We start from the raw sequence: 15,282 nt of genomic DNA, 5'->3' as shown, positions 1-15,282 counted from the left end.
ACCGGCCTCAGACCGGGGAGCGGCGCGGCGCTTTTTCCGTGCCGCCGCCGAGGGGAGGGGCGGCACGCCGCAGGCCGAGATTGCGGTAGGCGACATAGCAGAGCGTAGCGAGTACGAGAGCGCCAATCAGCGCTGCCAGCGCACCGGGCCAGCGGTTGGGCTGAACGGGAGACGGAACGCCGACGCTGAACGGGATCCGCAGGCGGTCGTCCTCGGTCACGGCTTCGTCGCCAAAGACGGCGATCAGCGCGTAATGGCCAGGTTCGGTGATGTTGGTATAGGTTTCCACCGTGCCGTTCTTGTAGATTTTGGGCGGCACCTCCGCCAGCGTCCTTTTTTCCTTCGGCAGTTGGCTGCCTGCGCCCAGATCTTCCTCGATCACCCGCAGGGCGATCGGGGTGTTGCGCACGTCGCGGTCCAGCAGGTCGATACTCAGATAGGTCTTACCGGTGCCCGGAATCTCCTGGCAGTATTTCGTGAATTCATGTCTTTCGTTCTCGTAACGTCCTTCCTGCATGGCAGTGAAATGCACGGCATAGAAGTCGTTGGCCACCAAGCAGTTCATCGCTGCGCCCTGATACATCTGCCGGCCATTGCTAGTATCACGGGGGGCACCGGCACCGAAAGCCGCTCCGGCGGTCAGGGCCAAGCCGATCAGGGCTGGGACAATGCGGCGGAAAAATGCAGAACGATGCGTCATGACAGGGGTCCTCCTTCAGGGATTCTGGACTTGAAAGAAATATTTGCCGCTGACCACATGGCCGTCGGCGGAGAGCACCCGGTAGCGAACCATGTAGCGGCCGGGAGTTAGCCTGGCAACCGAGGCCCGCAGTCGGGAGCGGTCGGTGAAATCGAGCTTGGCGTCGTGGTTGTCGACGCGCTTGCCTTCGCCGTCGATCACGGCCAGCGCCAGGAAGTCGTTGCCCACGCCTTCGTTGAAAGTCAGAAGGATCTCTTCGGGCGCATCGGTGAGCGTGGCATCGCGGTCCGGTATCGCTTTGACCAGGATGGCATGGGCCAGATGGAGGGGCGTGTCCACCGTCTGGGCAAGGAAAGGATTGGGGACGGTCAGCGCGCCATCTTCCACGGCTCCCGCCGCGCCGGCCAGGCTGGCGAGGAGTATGGTCAGGGATGGGATGAGGGTTCTCATGAATCTCGTCGTGCTTGGGTTACGGTTTTCGGGGTCGCGATGGCCCAGGTTTTCTGCCCATCGGGGCGGGTTTCGGTCCAGAAGATCCGGAATCCGAACGGCGTGGCCAGGACTCTCGGATGCCGGGCCTTGGCGGTTTCGGCGCTGAGGGTGGCGGGCTCCGTCCAGTGGGCGCCGTCATCGCCGGACTGCATGAGCTGGACGGCGGCGCCAGCCGCCGTTTTGCGGGTGAAGGCGATCGCCAGCATCCCTTGGCCGAGCGCGGCGATGTCGCCATCGCGGCTTTGGCCGTCGCCGATTTTCCGCGGCCTGGACCAGTTCCTGCCGGCATCCGCCGATTTCAGATAAAACAGACCGGCCGCATCTTCCTTGCCCGTCCAGACCACGCTATGCAGCGTCGCTGGGCCGTTTCCGGCCTTGCTGCCAGCCAGTCCGCCGCCGCAATGGGGGCAGCCGGCGAAATGCCAGCCGAAGGCGCCGACCGGCCCCGCGGGCAGCCAGCCTTTGGCGCGGCCGGGGCGCAGGAAAAGCTTCATGTCGCGCGGGTCGGCGTCGCGGTACAGCACGGACAGTGTGCCGTCCGGCAGGACCGCGAGCCGACTCCAGCAGCAGGTGCAGACCGCCGGGTCCAGAGTGATTTCGGGGCTCCAGTGCAATCCGCCGTCTTTCGAACTGGCGTAGCGCAGTCCCTGGGTATCTCCGGTTTCCTCGCGGTCGTCCAGCCAAGCCAGATGGAATGCCCCTTGCGGGTCGGCCACCAGGGACAGGTAGGACTGGTTTTTCAGGGTGTCACCGGTCGCGGGATTGCTGCCCCACGCCCAGGTCTTGCCGCCGTCGCGCGAGCCGACGATGTGCATCGGCCCAGTGCCTGGCAGCTTCCCTTGACCCTGCCAGGCGGCCACCAGATCTTTTCCCTTGACGGCGATGCGCGCCTCGTTGCCCGGCCGGGCGATAACCGGCGGGTCGTCCGGGCGGTCCAGGAAATTCGGCGGTGTCCAGGTCTGTCCGCCGTCCTCCGAATGCACATGGACCACGCGGAAGCGGCTGCCGCCTGCGAGTTTTGCCACCAGCAGGGCGTGGATGGAGCGGCCATCGACCGCGACATCCAGCCCTTGAATCTCGGTCAGTCCGGCGATGTCAGGGTAGGTCACGGCGTACGGTGCGTCCGGTTGCTGTGCGAGAGAGGCGGATCCAAACAAAAGGAACCCGGCCCACGTCGCTGCGAGGGCGATGAGTGGCCGGGCATTCAGAGAGGACGTGCGCATAGTCGGGATTTGAAGATGAAACCCGCCGGTTTTTAGGAAATCGGTGTCTTCGAACCGGCGCCCCCGACTGTCCGAGGGTCTTCACGTCCGGGGGATAAGGGGGCGCCGCTACCATTGTTGTGAGATATAGCATTTATCGTGCCGATATTTTTTGTGTTTATTGACAAGACGTTGGGATGCCGCGATGGCAGTGGCGGTAAGTGAAATCACCAAGCGGCTGAGGTAAATGCCTTGTCGGCTGGAGAGATGGCGGGCAAGAGCAGGCAACCGGTGCCCGTGGGGACCGGTTGCCGAGCGTCGATGAGGGAGACTGCGGATTTCAGGAACGCAGAATGCGTTCCCGAGGGGGGATTTTAGATCAGGGTTGCGCTCGGATTGAACGCAAAGAAGCCCAGTGCCAGATAGCAGATGACAGCCAGTCCTGCGTGGGCCACCAGGATGGCGCGTGGCACCCGTTTGCCTTTCTTGGCAGTCAGCCCCATCAGGAGTCCCAGGCCGATGATCACGACGGCCATGCCGATGTTGAGGTAAAGGCGGGTGTCGCCTGCCAGGGCGGCCACGATGACGAGCGCAGAACCGACCAGCGAGGCCGCGCCGTGCACGATGGGATAGGCGGGACCTACCGGGCGGCCGGCCCAGACGTCGCTGATCATGGCAAGACCCATGAGAGCGACGAGCGTGAATACAGCGAGAGCACCTACGAGCATGATGAATACCTCCTGTTTTGTATGGTTGATAAGGGAAAAATGCTCCTGGGAGCATGAAAACATTATGCCAACATAGTTGCCAAGGTATGAAAGCCTTGCTGCATGCGGGGAGTAAATGATGAATCAACGCGATGGCGGCATGACTTTCCCTTGGGCTGTGGCGTATGCCGCAGCGGGGCAGTCTGATCGGCTGGGGATGGTTGACCGATTGACGGGACGGGACCGATCGAATACTGTTCATAAAAACAGTATCCGTATGCCGAGCATGAAACCCCTGACCATCCGCCAGCGCGAAATCCTGGACTGCATCCGCCGCAGCGTGGAGAACGAAGGTTTTCCACCCACCATCGCCGAGATCGCCCGCGCCATCGGCGTCAGTTCGCCCCACGGCGTGCGCGAGCAGTTGCGCGCGCTTGAGCGTAAAGGTGCGATCGAGCTGATCCCCTCCGCATCGCGCGGCATCCGCCTGCTCGCCAGGGCCGAGGAGTCCGGCCTGCCCCTGATCGGTAAGGTTGCGGCGGGACGGCCGCTGCTGACCGATGCCCAGGTCGAGCGCCACTGCCGGCTGGGGCCGGAGCTGTTCGAGCACAAAGGCGATTATCTGTTGCGGGTCCAGGGCATGAGTATGCGCGACGCCGGCATCATCGACGGTGATCTGCTGGTGGTGCAGCAGGCGCGGGAAGCCCGCTCCGGCCAGATCGTAGTGGCGCGGATCCATGACGAGGTGACTGTGAAGCGCTTGCGGCTGGAAGGCGCCGTGGCCTACCTGGAGCCCGCCAATCCGGAGTTTTCCGTCATCGCCGTCGATCCGGAACGCCAGCCGCTTTGCATCGAAGGTATCGTGGTCGGCGTGATCCGCACGCGGGTGGACTGAATGGCCAGGAAAACGGAGGCACTGGCCGAGCTGCTGGACCGCGACCCCCGGATCTGGCGCGGGCGCCGGCCACACTCCTGGCGGGCGCCGGTCATCCCCAGCGGCCATGCGGCACTGGATGCGGTGCTGCCGGCCGGCGGCTGGCCGGCGGGTGCGCTGACCGAGATCATCACCCCGGCCCAAGGTATCGGCGAACTGCGGCTGCTGCTGCCGCTGATGCGACGCATCGCCGGGGACGGCCGCCGGTTGGTGTGGGTCGCGCCGCCGTTCGAGCCTTACGCGCCGGCACTGGTCCAGGCCGGAGTCGAGATCGGCCGGATGTTGGTGGTGGCGGTCGCGGATCGGCGGCGGGATCTGGCCTGGGCACTGGAGCTTTTGTTGCGTCATCCGGAAACCGGTCTGGTGCTGGCCTGGCCCCGGACGCTGCCGCCCTCCGTCTGGCGCCGTCTGCAATTGGCGGCGGCGGAAAGCGGCGCGCTCGGTATGCTGTTCTCCGACGGTGCCGCCGGCGGCACGACAGCGGCGTTGCGCCTGAGTCTCGGAGTCTGCGAAGGCGGACTGGAACTGCGGATACTCAAAGCTCGCGGCGGATTCGGCGGGGCACGCGTCCAGTTGATGCTTTGAGGGTACCATGGCACTGGCGCGCGCTTATCATTTCCCCTCTCTTCCGGCGGAACCGCCATGCGAAGCCCCCGCGGCCGAGGCCGCGCCGCTCTGGCTGGCGCTGCATTTCCCCGCCCTTGCGCTGGAGGCCTTGGGGGCGGCGGGGTCGGAGCCGGTCGCCGTCACCGAGCCCGCTGATGGCCGGCTCCGGGTTCACAGTGCTTCGGCGGCAGCCGCTGCGCGGGGTGTCGCCCCCGCCATGGCCTTGGCCGAAGCCCAGGCGCTCTGTCCCCGGCTGACGGCAGTGAACCGTGATCCGGAGGCCGAGCAGCGTGTCCTTTCACATTTGGCGGAACGCTGCTTGCGATTCACGCCCTGGATCAGCCTGGACTTCCCGGCCACCCTCCAACTGGAGGTGCGCGGCAGCCTGCGGCTGTTCGGCGGGTCGGCACGGCTGACCGAAGCGGCGCGGCAGGTTTGCGCGGCGGACGGCTACGCGGTGCAATGCGGTCTGGCACCGACGCCCGCGGCGGCCTGGCTGCTGGCGCGGGCGGGGTTCTCCACGCCGGTACTCGAGGCCGAGGCGTTGCGTTCCGTACTGGGCGATCTGTCCATCGCCGCGCTGGGTATCGACGATAAGCTCACCGGCCGCCTGGCCCGTGCCGGACTGCGGGTGCTGCGCGATCTCTGGCGCATGCCGCGGGAAGGCTTGGCGCGCCGCTACGGCCGCGATTTGCTTCGGCGGCTGGACGAGGTCGTGGGCAGCCGCCCGCAGCCGCTGCGGCAGTTCCATGCCCCGCCGCGGTTCCGGGCCGCGCGAGAACTGGCAGTGGAAACCGAGGGACTGATCCGGGTCTTCCCGTTGGTCGAAGCGCTGCTGGCGGAATTCGAGGCTTTCCTGCGGAGCCGCGATGTCGTTGCCGCCGAGCTGGAGCTCGAACTGCGACATCCCCAGGTCGTGCCGACCCGCGTCTGCCTGGGTTTGCGTCGGCCAGGGCGGGAAGCGCGGCATTTCGCGGCCCTGCTGCGGGAGCGGCTGGATCGAGTGGCGCTGCCCGCCCCCGTCCAGGGGGTGCTGCTGCAAAGCGCCGGTCTTCAGCCGTTCACGCTGCCGATGGCGGATCTGTTCGCGCCCGAGGCGGCCAGCGGGGAAGGCTGGGACGCTCTACTCGACCGCCTCCAGGCCCGGCTGGGACCGCAGTCCTTGCGCCAGCCCATGCTTCGCGCCGATCACCGCCCGGAGGGTACGGAATCCGGCAATGCGCCCCGCAGCGCTGAAGCGGCGCGATCGCCCCGGCCCTTGTGGCTGCTGCCGCGGCCTCGGCGTCTACCCGGGCAGGACATCCGTATCCTGCCCGAGTGCGAGCGGATCGAAACCGGCTGGTGGGACGGCGGGCCGGTGCGGCGCGATTATCACGTGGCGGTCGATGGTGGCGGGGCGCGGTTGTGGGTCTACCGCGATGTCGGCACGGCGGGCCCCTGGCATCTGCACGGCCTGTTCGGCTGAAGCGATGTTCGCCGAGCTGCATGCCTTGAGCAACTTCAGCTTCCTGCGCGGCGCTTCGCATCCCAAGGAACTGGTCGCCGAAGCGGCCCGTCAGGGCTATGCGGCGCTGGCGCTCACCGATGAATGCTCGCTGGCCGGCGTGGTACGCGCCCATGCCGAGGCCAAAACGCTCGGCTTCAAACTCATCGTCGGCAGCGAATTCCGCCTGGAGGACGGTCCCAAGCTGGTGCTGCTGGCGCTGGACCGCCTCGGCTACGGCCAGCTCGCGGCTTTTATCACTTTGGGGCGGCGGGCGGCGGAGAAAGGGGGATACCGGCTGCTCCGCGGCCAGATCGAAACCCACCGCCTCGACCATTGTCTTGCAATCTGGTTGCCGGAAGAGGTGCCCGATGATGAAACCGGCACCTGGCTGGCGCGATTGTTCCCGGCCCGCTGCTGGATCGGCGTCGAGCTGTTCCTGAACGGCGGGGACGGCCGGCGCCTCTCCGTCCTGCAGGCGCTGGGCGAACGGCTGGGGCTGCCGCTGGTCGCCTGCAACGACGTCCACATGCACGTCCGCGAGCGCCAGCCGCTGCAGGATACCCTGACCGCCATCCGCCTCGGCCGGCCGCTGGCGGAACTCGGCTACGCGCTGTTTCCGAACGGGGAACGCCATCTGCGATCCATCGAATCCCTGGCGCGGATTTATCCACGGGCGCTGCTTGAAGAATCGCTGCGCATCGCCGAACGCTGCCGGTTTTCGCTGGACGAATTGCGTTACGAATACCCAGCCGAGCTGGTGCCGGACGGCTACACGGCCATTGCCTGGCTGCGCGAGCTGACCTGGCAAGGCATGGCCAAACGCTGGCCGGAGGGCGCGCCGGACAAGGTACGGCGGCAGGTCGAGCACGAGTTGGAACTGATCGGCGCCATGGCCTACGAGCCGTTCTTCCTGACCGTGCACGACGTGGTCCAGTTCGCCCGCAGCCGCGGCATCCTGTGCCAGGGCAGGGGATCGGCGGCCAATTCGGCCGTGTGCTATTGCCTCGGCATCACCGAGGTCGACCCGGCGCGGCTCGATCTGTTGTTCGAGCGTTTCATCTCACGGGAGCGCAATGAGCCGCCCGACATCGACGTGGATTTCGAACACGAGCGGCGCGAGGAGGTTATCCAGTACATCTACCGCAAGTACGGTCGCCACCGGGCGGCGCTGGCGGCCAGCCTCATCACTTACCGCGTCAGGAGCGCGGTGCGCGACGTCGCCCGGGCCCTGGGCCTGTCGCCGTCGCGGATCGACGCCCTGGCGCGTGTGCTCGACCGCCACGGCACTGCAGAGATGCTGCCGGAACGCCTGGCCGAAGCCGGGCTCGCGCCCGAAAGCCCGGCGGTGCGGCGTCTGCTGGCCCTGGTGCAGATGCTGGTGGGTTTTCCCCGTCATCTGTCCCAGCACGTGGGCGGCTTCGTCATCGCCGCCGAGGATTTGTCGCACTGGGTGCCGGTGGAAAACGCCGCCATGCCCGAGCGCACCGTGATTCAGTGGGACAAGGACGACCTGGAATCCTTGGGTCTCCTCAAGGTCGACGTCCTTTCCTTGGGTATGCTAACCGCGATCCGCAAGGCGCTGGCCTATGTGGCCGAAGGGCGGGGCCGGCCGTTCACGCTGGCCGACATCCCGCCAGAAGACCCGGCGGTGTACGAGATGCTGCAGCGGGCCGACAGCATCGGCGTGTTTCAGGTGGAATCGCGGGCGCAGATGAGTATGCTGCCGCGGCTGCGGCCCAGGAACTACTATGACCTGGTGATCCAGATCGCCATCGTCCGGCCCGGACCGATTCAGGGCGACATGGTGCATCCTTACCTGACCCGGCGGGCCGGGCTGGAGCCGGTGTCCTACCCCAGCCCCGAGGTGGAGAAGGTGCTGAAGCGGACGCTGGGCGTGCCGATCTTCCAGGAGCAGGTGATGCAACTGGCCATGGTGGCCGCCGGATTCACGCCGGGCGAGGCTGACCAGCTGCGCCGCGCCATGGCCGCCTGGCACCGTAAAGACGGGCTGGAGTCGTTCGAAAAGAAGCTGATGGACGGGATGCGCGAACGCGGCTACGAAGAGCGTTTCGCCCGCCAGATCTACCGCCAGATTCAGGGCTTCGGCGAATACGGCTTTCCCGAATCGCACTCCGCTAGCTTCGCTCTCCTGGCCTATGTCTCGGCTTGGCTCAAGTGCCACCATCCCGCCGCTTTCGCCTGCGCCCTCCTCAACAGCCAGCCCATGGGCTTTTACGGCCCCTCCCAGCTCATCCAGGATGCCCGCCGCCACGGCGTCGAAGTGCGGCCGATCGACGTCAACCACAGCGCCTGGGACTGCACGCTGGAGCCGGGCGACTCGCCCATTCCGGCCCTTCGGCTGGGCTTGCGCCTGGTCAACGGATTTTCGTCCGCGGCGGCGCAACGTCTGAGCGAAGCCCGCCGGCAGGGACTATTCCAAAGTGCCCAGGATCTAGCCACCCGCGCCCGGCTCGACCGCCGCGAGCTGGAAGCGCTGGCCGCCGCCGACGCCCTGCACGGACTCGGCGGCCACCGCCATCGCGCCTTCTGGGAAGCCGCCGGCGTGGAAGCACCGACCCCGCTCTATGCCGAACCGCAATTCGCCGAAGCCGAGCCCTTGCTGAGGAAACCGGGCGAAGTCGAGGACGTCATCGCCGACTACGCTGCCGCCGGCGCCAGCCTGCGCCGCCATCCCTTGAGCCTACTGCGGGAGCGGCTGGACCGCCGCGGCTTCCGCACCGCCGAAGCGCTATGGCAGGTGAGAAACGGCGCCATCGCCCGCGTCGCCGGTCTCGTGGTCTGCCGGCAGCGCCCCATGACCGCCAACGGCACCACCTTCGTCACGATCGAAGACGAAACCGGCCAGATCAACCTCATCGTCTGGCCCGCCACCGCCCAGGCCCAACGCCGTGCGCTGCTGCGCGCCCAGCTCCTCGCGGTATCCGGCACCGTGCAGCAGGAGGAGGGCGTATTGCACCTCGTCGCCGGGCGGCTGGAAGATATCGGAAAATGGCTGGACGGGTTGGTGGTAAAGTCCAGGGATTTTCAGTAACGCCACAAATTTAAGGGTGCCGTACTCGGAAATCTCCAGCTTGTTTGGCGAAACCTGTTCTCGATACCGGCTGAACTCGGCATTTGACAATGAAGACATATTTGGTTTAATTAACTAATTTTCTCTAGTAGGGTTGGTCCAAAAATGAGTAATGAATTGCTTTTGTCGATTGGCGGTTTGTTTATTTCGGTCCTTACCTATTTCGCAGGTGTGCAGCGCACAGAAGCACACCACAGAATGAAAGACAGGGGCGTAAGAATAGATCGCGTAATAAATGTATATTTAGAATTCGATACAAAACATAAGGCGTCAGGCCTAGACGGGTTGCTAAAATCTGGCATCGCGACTTTAGAAACTGATGCAGAAATTCGAGAGGTTGGCCGATCTGTTCGTGCGCATGGAAAGCAAAATCCTCTGTCTCTTGAGTCTGGTATTCTTGATAATGTAAATCTTAAGAAATTCTTCGACTACGCGGCACGGGAGAGTGTCAATTTTTATATAACAGAGGTTTCGGATGTAGTTGAGAAGTCAGGGGCATAACCAAATTGTCTAGCCGAAGATGGAAACTAGGTGTTGTTCGCCGAAGTTCTCTGGCTGCGAGATTCAAAGACAACATTTTGGCTATAAAAACATGAGAAAAGAACCATCAAACAAGGTGTATGACGTACTTCGCTGGTTTGGTTTGTTACCAATAGCTGTTCTGGCTGCATGGCTGGCCTGGATCGCCGTAAATATTCTCGGTCGATTTTCACTTGGATCAGTGGGGGTAACTCCAGACGATTTTATAGGAAAGCTATATTTCATGACCGCTGGCCATGCGGCTATTGGTATAGCATTTGTCTACGTTGGAGCAAAGATAGCGCCGGTACGTAGAGTGATTGTCGCGTTTATCTTGGGTGGCACAGGCATAGTTGTGTCGGGTTTTCTCCTATTCCCAGCACTTATGGTCAGAGATTGGTGGGCTGTGTGGGGAGGTTTGTTCGTTGCTGTTGGCGCAGGAGCTGTAGTATGGGCAGTTCACGTTGGAGAAATTGACCTTGAGTAGTAGATGCGCTGACGAAAGGAATCGCATCATTCGAGCGATAGAATAGGCCAAGACGTTGGCATATGTCCTGTCGCGAGCGAACGGCACCAAGCTCAGGGTGGTGCCCTTCGTTCGGCACAGCCTGCGGATTCTAAGGGTTTCCCATTGCTGGAGAGAATCCACGTAAAATCGCACCACTGTGAGGTAATTAATGTATTGGGATGTAAGAACGGTAAAACCACTGGATGATTATCGCATATATGTAGAGATTGAGGACGGTCGCAAAGGCATCTTCGATCTTAAGCCGTATCTCGACGGAGAAGCTTTTCGAGAGCTGCGCGACAAAGATTATTTTAATCAGGTCGGGATTTTTTTGGGAGCGGTGACTTGGCTTCATGAACAGGACATCGCGCCGGAAACCCTCGTCGCATGCATGGAGGAAATTGAACAAGAGCCCATTTAAGCGAGCGATGTGCCTCCCTTCGTTCGGCACATCCTGCCAATTCGTTGTGTATCAAGGCGCGACTCCACCGATTCAGCAATTTCTGTCAGGCATTATTGAATTCAGGGCGCTAAACTGGCGGTCGCCAAGGAGATATTTCGTTGAGTGCAACAAGCTTGGACAGATACCGCGCCAGATTCCGCAAGGTGCTCGAGTATGTCGATGCGAACCTGGACGGTGATCTCACGCTGGACAGGCTCTGCGGCGTCGCCGCCTTCTCGAAATATCATTTTCAGCGGCAGTTCGCCACTCTTTTCGGCATCGGGGTGTACCAATACGTCCAGCTCCGTCGTCTGAAGATCGCCGCCTATCAGCTTGCGTTCCGCAGCGATCGCCCGATCATCGACATAGCATTGGCTGGCGGCTACGAAAGGCCGGAGTCGTTCGCCCGGGCGTTCAAGAAGAGTGTCGGGCAATCGCCGTCCGAATTCAGGCGGCAGCCGCAGTGGGTTCCTTGGCATGCGACCTACCAACCTTTGAGCCAACTGAGGAGCCTTCACATGCCGTCTGCAAAGCAAGCCGAACAGATCAGGATCATCGACGTGGATGACACGAAAGTTGCCGTTCTCGAGCATCGCGGCGATCCGCGACTGATCGGCGATTCCATACGAAGCTTCATCGCCTGGCGCAGGCGGAACGGTCTGCCGCCTCGAATCAGCGCCACGTTCAACATTCTTTACGACGACCCGGCGGTCGTGGCGCCGAGGGACTTCCGGTTGGACCTCTGCGCCGCGACCGAGCGGCAGGTGGCGGAGAACGAATTCGGCGTCGTTGCGAAGACGATTCCGGGCGGCCGCTGCGCCGTGCTGCGGCATGTCGGTTCCGACGATACCCTGCCGGAAACGGTGCGGTATCTCTATTCGGAATGGCTTCCGCAAAGCGGAGAGGCGTTGCGGGATTTCCCGGTGTATCTGCAGCGGATAGAATTCTTTCCGGACGTCGCAGAGAGCGAAGCGGTTACCGACGTATTTCTGCCGCTCAGGTAGCCTGGAAAAGCGGAGATGGGACGCGTCCGGGAGGTGCTATTCCTCGATCCGAACGACGTCCCGCAAACTGCGGTTTCCCAGCGTCATTTCCGGGCTGCGGTCGACGGCTGCCAGGATTCCCCGGACGGCGTCGGGTTCGTCTTGAAGAGTCAGGACCGGCTGATCGCCCGCAGTTCGAACCGCCTCCACCACTTCGCTCAGCAGGATCGCATCGGTATCCCGCGCGAGAACGTAAGCTTTCTGCTCGCCATTCAGGCTTAACAACAGGCCGTGCCGTTTCAGGCATTCCAGCGGGTCCGCCACGGCTTCCCAAGGCAGATTCACTTGATCCGCCAGGCCGGGCAGCGTGCAGGCAGGCTCGCCGCGCGCATGGCTTCGCCCGATCAGGATCATGAGCAGCAGGGCGAGGCGCTCCTGGGATTGCGGACTCAAGTGGGGCCGCCGGCCGCCGTAGCCGAGATAGTGGGGAAACTGGATATGGAAGGACACGACGCTCCCCAGCAGCAGGATGAGCCAACTGAGGTACAGCCAGATCATGGAGAGGAGGATGACGGCAAAGCCGGAATAGATGGCGCTGTAATGGGCGGAATTGACCGTGAACTCGGCGAACAGAAAGCCCGTCGCTTTCCAGCTCAGGCCGGCGAACAGCCCCCCCGCCAGCGCGGGCCGCCATTTCACCGTGGTGTTGGGTATGAACGAATAGGCGAAGGTGAAGGCGGCGACAATCAGCACATAGGGCAGGGCGATGCCGGCCAGATAGTAGGCCGTGCCGAAGGGCTCCAGAGCGATCAGCCGCTGTACGATTTCCATGCTGCTCATCGAGGCCGCGATGCCGACAGCGGAAAACAGCAGTACCGGACCGATCAGGACGATGCTGAGGTAGTCGCTGAACTGGCGGTACAGCGGGCGCGTCCTGGATACCCGCCAGATGTGATTGAAGCTGTCTTCGATCTGCTCCAGCAGCGACACCACGGTGTAGAACAACATCACAAAGCCGACGAAGCCCAGAACGCCCACCTGGATGTTCCCGACGAAGCCGATGATGTTATCGGTGACCTCTTTCGCTTTTTCGCCCAAGGGGGCCAGCATTTCGAGGAGCAGCGGCTGTATCTCGTTGTGCACGCCGAACGCCTTGAGCACCGAAAAGCTCACCGCCAGCAGCGGCGCCAAGGAGAGCAGGCTGGTATAGACCAGGCTCATCGCCCGGTGCCTGATCCCGCCTTCGCGGTACTCGCGCAGCAGCACCATAGCCAGCAGTTTTAGTACCTTGAAGGTGTCCGCGACTTGCGGCCTGACAACGGGGAACAAGCGCTCGGGGGATTTCATGGGCTTGGCTCTCGGTGGTAAGCAGTGGCCCCGAGCGCGTTACGGACTCCTCGACCGGCAAGCCGGACTCGGCCCCTGCCCGGGAGTTCAGTCTATGCCAACGCGCTTGTCCGCGTCGATTTGCTGGGGGGAGGTCCGACGACGAGGCCGGATGCCCGGTTTTTCGCTTATTTTTCCCCCAGCCGCGGTATCAATTCGGCGAGGTTGCAGGGGCGGGTGCGGAAGTCGAGCTGCTGGCGGATGAGCTTGTCCCAGGCGGTGCGGCAGGCGCCGGAGGAGCCGGGGAGGGCGAAGATGTAGGTGCCGTTGGCGACGCCGGCGATGGCGCGCGACTGGATGGTGGATGTGCCGATTTCCTGGTAGGAGACGGCGCGGAACACTTCGCCGAAGCCGTCCAGGGTCTTGTCGAACAGCACCGAGATGGCTTCGGGGGTGCCGTCGCGGCCGGTGACGCCAGTGCCGCCGGTGCTGATGACGGCCTGGATTCCGGGATCGGCGATCCACTTGGAGACCACCGCCCGGATGCGGTAGACGTCGTCCGGCACGATGGATTTCTCGGCCAGGCGGTGGCCGGCCTCGGTGAGGCGTTCGACCAGGATCCTGCCGGAACTGTCGTTGTCTTCGGTACGGGTGTCGGAAACCGTGAGTACGGCGATGTCGAGCGGAAGGAATTCGCGGTCGGCGGTCATTTGGTAGGTGTAACAAAATAAATCTTGCGATTTGCGACGTCATGCCGGCATGGATTCACTACGCGCTCTGGCGAGTGCCGGCATCCAGGTTACATGGATGTATAGGCCTAGCCATCCCTGGCTTCTGGGTTCCGGCACTCCCTGCCGGAAAGACGAGCCGTATCGGGTTAATTTTGCAGAGCTTATTTCATAGCAATGCTTTAGTTCTTCAACCGGACGATGCCCAGAGCCTTTAGCCCCAAGCGTTCGTAGATGGGTTCGCTGATGCCTTTCCTCACCTTGCGGATGAAGTACTTTTCGAAGGCGATCTTGGCCAGATGCACCCAACGCCCTTTCTTGGCCCAGGTGACGTTGCGCGGCGGGATCTGCGGCTGGGCGATGAAGGCGGCACCGGTGTCGCCCATGTCGGCCAGGCACAGCGCGGCCCAGGTGCCCTTGAAGCTGGGCTCCTTGCCGTCGAGTTCGGCGCGGATATTGTGCGCGGTGGCGGTGACCATGGACTCGATCATGTAGCCGGTCTTGGGCACGCCGGTGGGCACCGGGGTCTGTTCCAGCGGCGGAATCGCGATGCACACGCCGACCGAATAGACGTTCTTGAAAGTGGGGTTACGCTGGTATTCGTCGACCAGGACGAAGCCGCGCGGGTTGACCAGGCCCTCGATGCCGCGCACCGCGTCGATGCCGGTAAAGGCCGGAATCATCATGCTGTGCTTGAACGGCAGTTCGTGCTTTTTCTTTTCCTTGCCGTCGTCGTCGACTTCGGTGACGAACATCTTGCCATCCTCGATCTTGTCGACCTTGGCATTGGTGATCCATTTGATGTGGCGGTCGCGCATCTCGCTTTCCAGGAGGCCCTTGGAGTCGCCCACCCCGCCCAAGCCGAGATGGCCGATATAGGGTTCGGAGGTGACGAAGGTCATCGGCACCTTGTCGCGGATCTTGCGGCGGCGCAGGTCGGTGTCAGCGATGAAGGCGTATTCGTAGGCCGGGCCGAAGCAGGAGGCGCCCTGCACCGAGCCGACCACGATCGGGCCGGGGTCCTTGACGAAGCCATCCCAGAACTCCAGGGCTTCGGCGGCGTGATCGACGTGGCAGACCGACTGGGTGTGGCCATGCGGGCCGAAGCCCGGCACTTCGTCGAATGCGAGGCGGGGGCCTGTAGCGATGACGAGGAAATCGTAGTTCACGGAGTTGCCGTCGGCGAGTTCGATGCGGTTGTTGGCCGGATCGACCTTGGTCGCCTTCTGCTGGATGAACTCGATCTTGCGTTTCTTCAGCATGGGGGCGAGTTCGACCTTGATGTCCTCCGGCTTACGCCAACCGACCGCGACCCAGGGATTGGAGGGGACGAAGTGGAAGGTGGGGCTGTCGGAGATGAGCACCACCTCATCTTGTTTTTTGCGGGCGAGGTGCTTCATTTCCAGGGCCATGGGGATACCGCCGATGCCGGCGCCGAGTATGACGATTCGAGCCATTGCGTTTTTCCTCCCGCGCAGTCCTTCTGCGTACTTGATGGTGTTGTTGGGCAACGCTGTCGACGATCGGTTGGAAATTCTGCTCGTATACCGACCGCTTG

General features: G+C 63.1%; 15 protein-coding genes. 8 read left to right on the top strand and 7 right to left on the bottom strand.

Annotated elements, in window-relative coordinates; translation table 11 throughout:
• Nucleotides 1-7: 7 nt before the first annotated feature.
• The 4 genes from N4J17_RS00195 to N4J17_RS00180 form a co-directional block, all read right to left on the bottom strand.
• Nucleotides 8-700 (bottom strand): hypothetical protein, encoded by a 693-nt coding sequence (locus N4J17_RS00195; RefSeq protein WP_198322498.1) that lies wholly within the window; start codon nt 698-700, stop codon nt 8-10.
• Nucleotides 701-715: 15 nt separating this feature from the next.
• Nucleotides 716-1,150, bottom strand: a complete 435-nt coding sequence (locus N4J17_RS00190) for a copper resistance CopC family protein (RefSeq protein ID WP_198322499.1) — start codon at nt 1,148-1,150, stop codon at nt 716-718.
• Complete coding sequence (locus N4J17_RS00185) at nt 1,147-2,301, bottom strand: sialidase family protein (RefSeq protein WP_277458374.1); 1,155 nt, start codon at nt 2,299-2,301, stop codon at nt 1,147-1,149. Before N4J17_RS00185 ends, N4J17_RS00190 begins: the two co-directional genes overlap by 4 nt.
• 467 nt (nt 2,302-2,768) lie before the next feature.
• Nucleotides 2,769-3,122: a hypothetical protein gene (locus N4J17_RS00180; RefSeq protein ID WP_198322501.1), complete on the bottom strand. Its 354-nt coding sequence runs from the start codon at nt 3,120-3,122 to the stop codon at nt 2,769-2,771.
• A gap of 265 nt (nt 3,123-3,387) precedes the next feature.
• On the opposite strand from N4J17_RS00180, the gene lexA reads away from it, so the two are divergent.
• From lexA to N4J17_RS00140, 8 genes are all read left to right on the top strand, one after another.
• On the top strand, nt 3,388-3,996 hold the full coding sequence (gene lexA / locus N4J17_RS00175; RefSeq protein WP_198322502.1) for a transcriptional repressor LexA: 609 nt from the start codon (nt 3,388-3,390) through the stop codon (nt 3,994-3,996).
• Nucleotides 3,997-4,620 carry a translesion DNA synthesis-associated protein ImuA gene (gene imuA / locus N4J17_RS00170; protein WP_198322503.1) on the top strand — a complete coding sequence of 208 codons (624 nt, stop codon included), beginning with the start codon at nt 3,997-3,999 and terminating at the stop codon, nt 4,618-4,620.
• Between the two features lie 7 nt (nt 4,621-4,627).
• Nucleotides 4,628-6,106 (top strand): Y-family DNA polymerase, encoded by a 1,479-nt coding sequence (locus N4J17_RS00165; protein ID WP_198322504.1) that lies wholly within the window; start codon nt 4,628-4,630, stop codon nt 6,104-6,106.
• A gap of 4 nt (nt 6,107-6,110) precedes the next feature.
• A complete protein-coding gene (locus N4J17_RS00160; RefSeq protein ID WP_277458372.1) occupies nt 6,111-9,179 on the top strand; it encodes an error-prone DNA polymerase in 3,069 nt (1,022 codons plus the stop codon).
• Between the two features lie 144 nt (nt 9,180-9,323).
• A complete protein-coding gene (locus tag N4J17_RS00155) occupies nt 9,324-9,719 on the top strand; it encodes a hypothetical protein (protein ID WP_198322506.1) in 396 nt (131 codons plus the stop codon).
• Between the two features lie 91 nt (nt 9,720-9,810).
• Nucleotides 9,811-10,224: a hypothetical protein gene (locus tag N4J17_RS00150; RefSeq protein WP_198322507.1), complete on the top strand. Its 414-nt coding sequence runs from the start codon at nt 9,811-9,813 to the stop codon at nt 10,222-10,224.
• Nucleotides 10,225-10,414: 190 nt separating this feature from the next.
• Nucleotides 10,415-10,666 (top strand): DUF2442 domain-containing protein, encoded by a 252-nt coding sequence (locus N4J17_RS00145; RefSeq protein WP_198322508.1) that lies wholly within the window; start codon nt 10,415-10,417, stop codon nt 10,664-10,666.
• 140 nt (nt 10,667-10,806) lie between these two features.
• Nucleotides 10,807-11,691 carry an AraC family transcriptional regulator gene (locus tag N4J17_RS00140; RefSeq protein WP_198322509.1) on the top strand — a complete coding sequence of 295 codons (885 nt, stop codon included), beginning with the start codon at nt 10,807-10,809 and terminating at the stop codon, nt 11,689-11,691.
• 36 nt (nt 11,692-11,727) lie between these two features.
• On the opposite strand, the gene N4J17_RS00135 is transcribed toward N4J17_RS00140, so the two are convergent.
• From N4J17_RS00135 to N4J17_RS00125, 3 genes are all read right to left on the bottom strand, one after another.
• On the bottom strand, nt 11,728-13,017 hold the full coding sequence (locus tag N4J17_RS00135) for a YhjD/YihY/BrkB family envelope integrity protein (protein ID WP_198322510.1): 1,290 nt from the start codon (nt 13,015-13,017) through the stop codon (nt 11,728-11,730).
• Between the two features lie 167 nt (nt 13,018-13,184).
• A complete protein-coding gene (moaB, locus tag N4J17_RS00130) occupies nt 13,185-13,706 on the bottom strand; it encodes a molybdenum cofactor biosynthesis protein B (RefSeq protein ID WP_198322511.1) in 522 nt (173 codons plus the stop codon).
• Nucleotides 13,707-13,906: 200 nt separating this feature from the next.
• The gene (locus N4J17_RS00125) at nt 13,907-15,181 is read right to left on the bottom strand and encodes an NAD(P)/FAD-dependent oxidoreductase (protein ID WP_198322512.1); all 1,275 of its coding nucleotides are present in this window, start codon (nt 15,179-15,181) and stop codon (nt 13,907-13,909) included.
• Nucleotides 15,182-15,282: the final 101 nt, after the last annotated feature.

Source organism: Methylococcus capsulatus, from assembly GCF_036864975.1.
Classification (GTDB): domain Bacteria; phylum Pseudomonadota; class Gammaproteobacteria; order Methylococcales; family Methylococcaceae; genus Methylococcus.
This window is presented reverse-complemented; position numbering and strand designations above follow the sequence as displayed.

What these genes read in the sequence shown, in the direction of transcription:
- N4J17_RS00195 (WP_198322498.1), bottom strand. Translation starts at nt 700, where the DNA reads ATGACGCATCGTTCTGCATTTTTCCGCCGCATTGTCCCAGCCCTGATC.
- N4J17_RS00190 (WP_198322499.1), bottom strand. Translation starts at nt 1,150, where the DNA reads ATGAGAACCCTCATCCCATCCCTGACCATACTCCTCGCCAGCCTGGCC.
- N4J17_RS00180 (WP_198322501.1), bottom strand. Translation starts at nt 3,122, where the DNA reads ATGCTCGTAGGTGCTCTCGCTGTATTCACGCTCGTCGCTCTCATGGGT.
- lexA (WP_198322502.1), top strand. Translation starts at nt 3,388, where the DNA reads ATGAAACCCCTGACCATCCGCCAGCGCGAAATCCTGGACTGCATCCGC.
- imuA (WP_198322503.1), top strand. Translation starts at nt 3,997, where the DNA reads ATGGCCAGGAAAACGGAGGCACTGGCCGAGCTGCTGGACCGCGACCCC.
- N4J17_RS00165 (WP_198322504.1), top strand. Translation starts at nt 4,628, where the DNA reads ATGGCACTGGCGCGCGCTTATCATTTCCCCTCTCTTCCGGCGGAACCG.
- N4J17_RS00160 (WP_277458372.1), top strand. Translation starts at nt 6,111, where the DNA reads ATGTTCGCCGAGCTGCATGCCTTGAGCAACTTCAGCTTCCTGCGCGGC.
- N4J17_RS00155 (WP_198322506.1), top strand. Translation starts at nt 9,324, where the DNA reads ATGAGTAATGAATTGCTTTTGTCGATTGGCGGTTTGTTTATTTCGGTC.
- N4J17_RS00150 (WP_198322507.1), top strand. Translation starts at nt 9,811, where the DNA reads ATGAGAAAAGAACCATCAAACAAGGTGTATGACGTACTTCGCTGGTTT.
- N4J17_RS00145 (WP_198322508.1), top strand. Translation starts at nt 10,415, where the DNA reads ATGTATTGGGATGTAAGAACGGTAAAACCACTGGATGATTATCGCATA.
- N4J17_RS00135 (WP_198322510.1), bottom strand. Translation starts at nt 13,017, where the DNA reads ATGAAATCCCCCGAGCGCTTGTTCCCCGTTGTCAGGCCGCAAGTCGCG.
- moaB (WP_198322511.1), bottom strand. Translation starts at nt 13,706, where the DNA reads ATGACCGCCGACCGCGAATTCCTTCCGCTCGACATCGCCGTACTCACG.
- N4J17_RS00125 (WP_198322512.1), bottom strand. Translation starts at nt 15,181, where the DNA reads ATGGCTCGAATCGTCATACTCGGCGCCGGCATCGGCGGTATCCCCATG.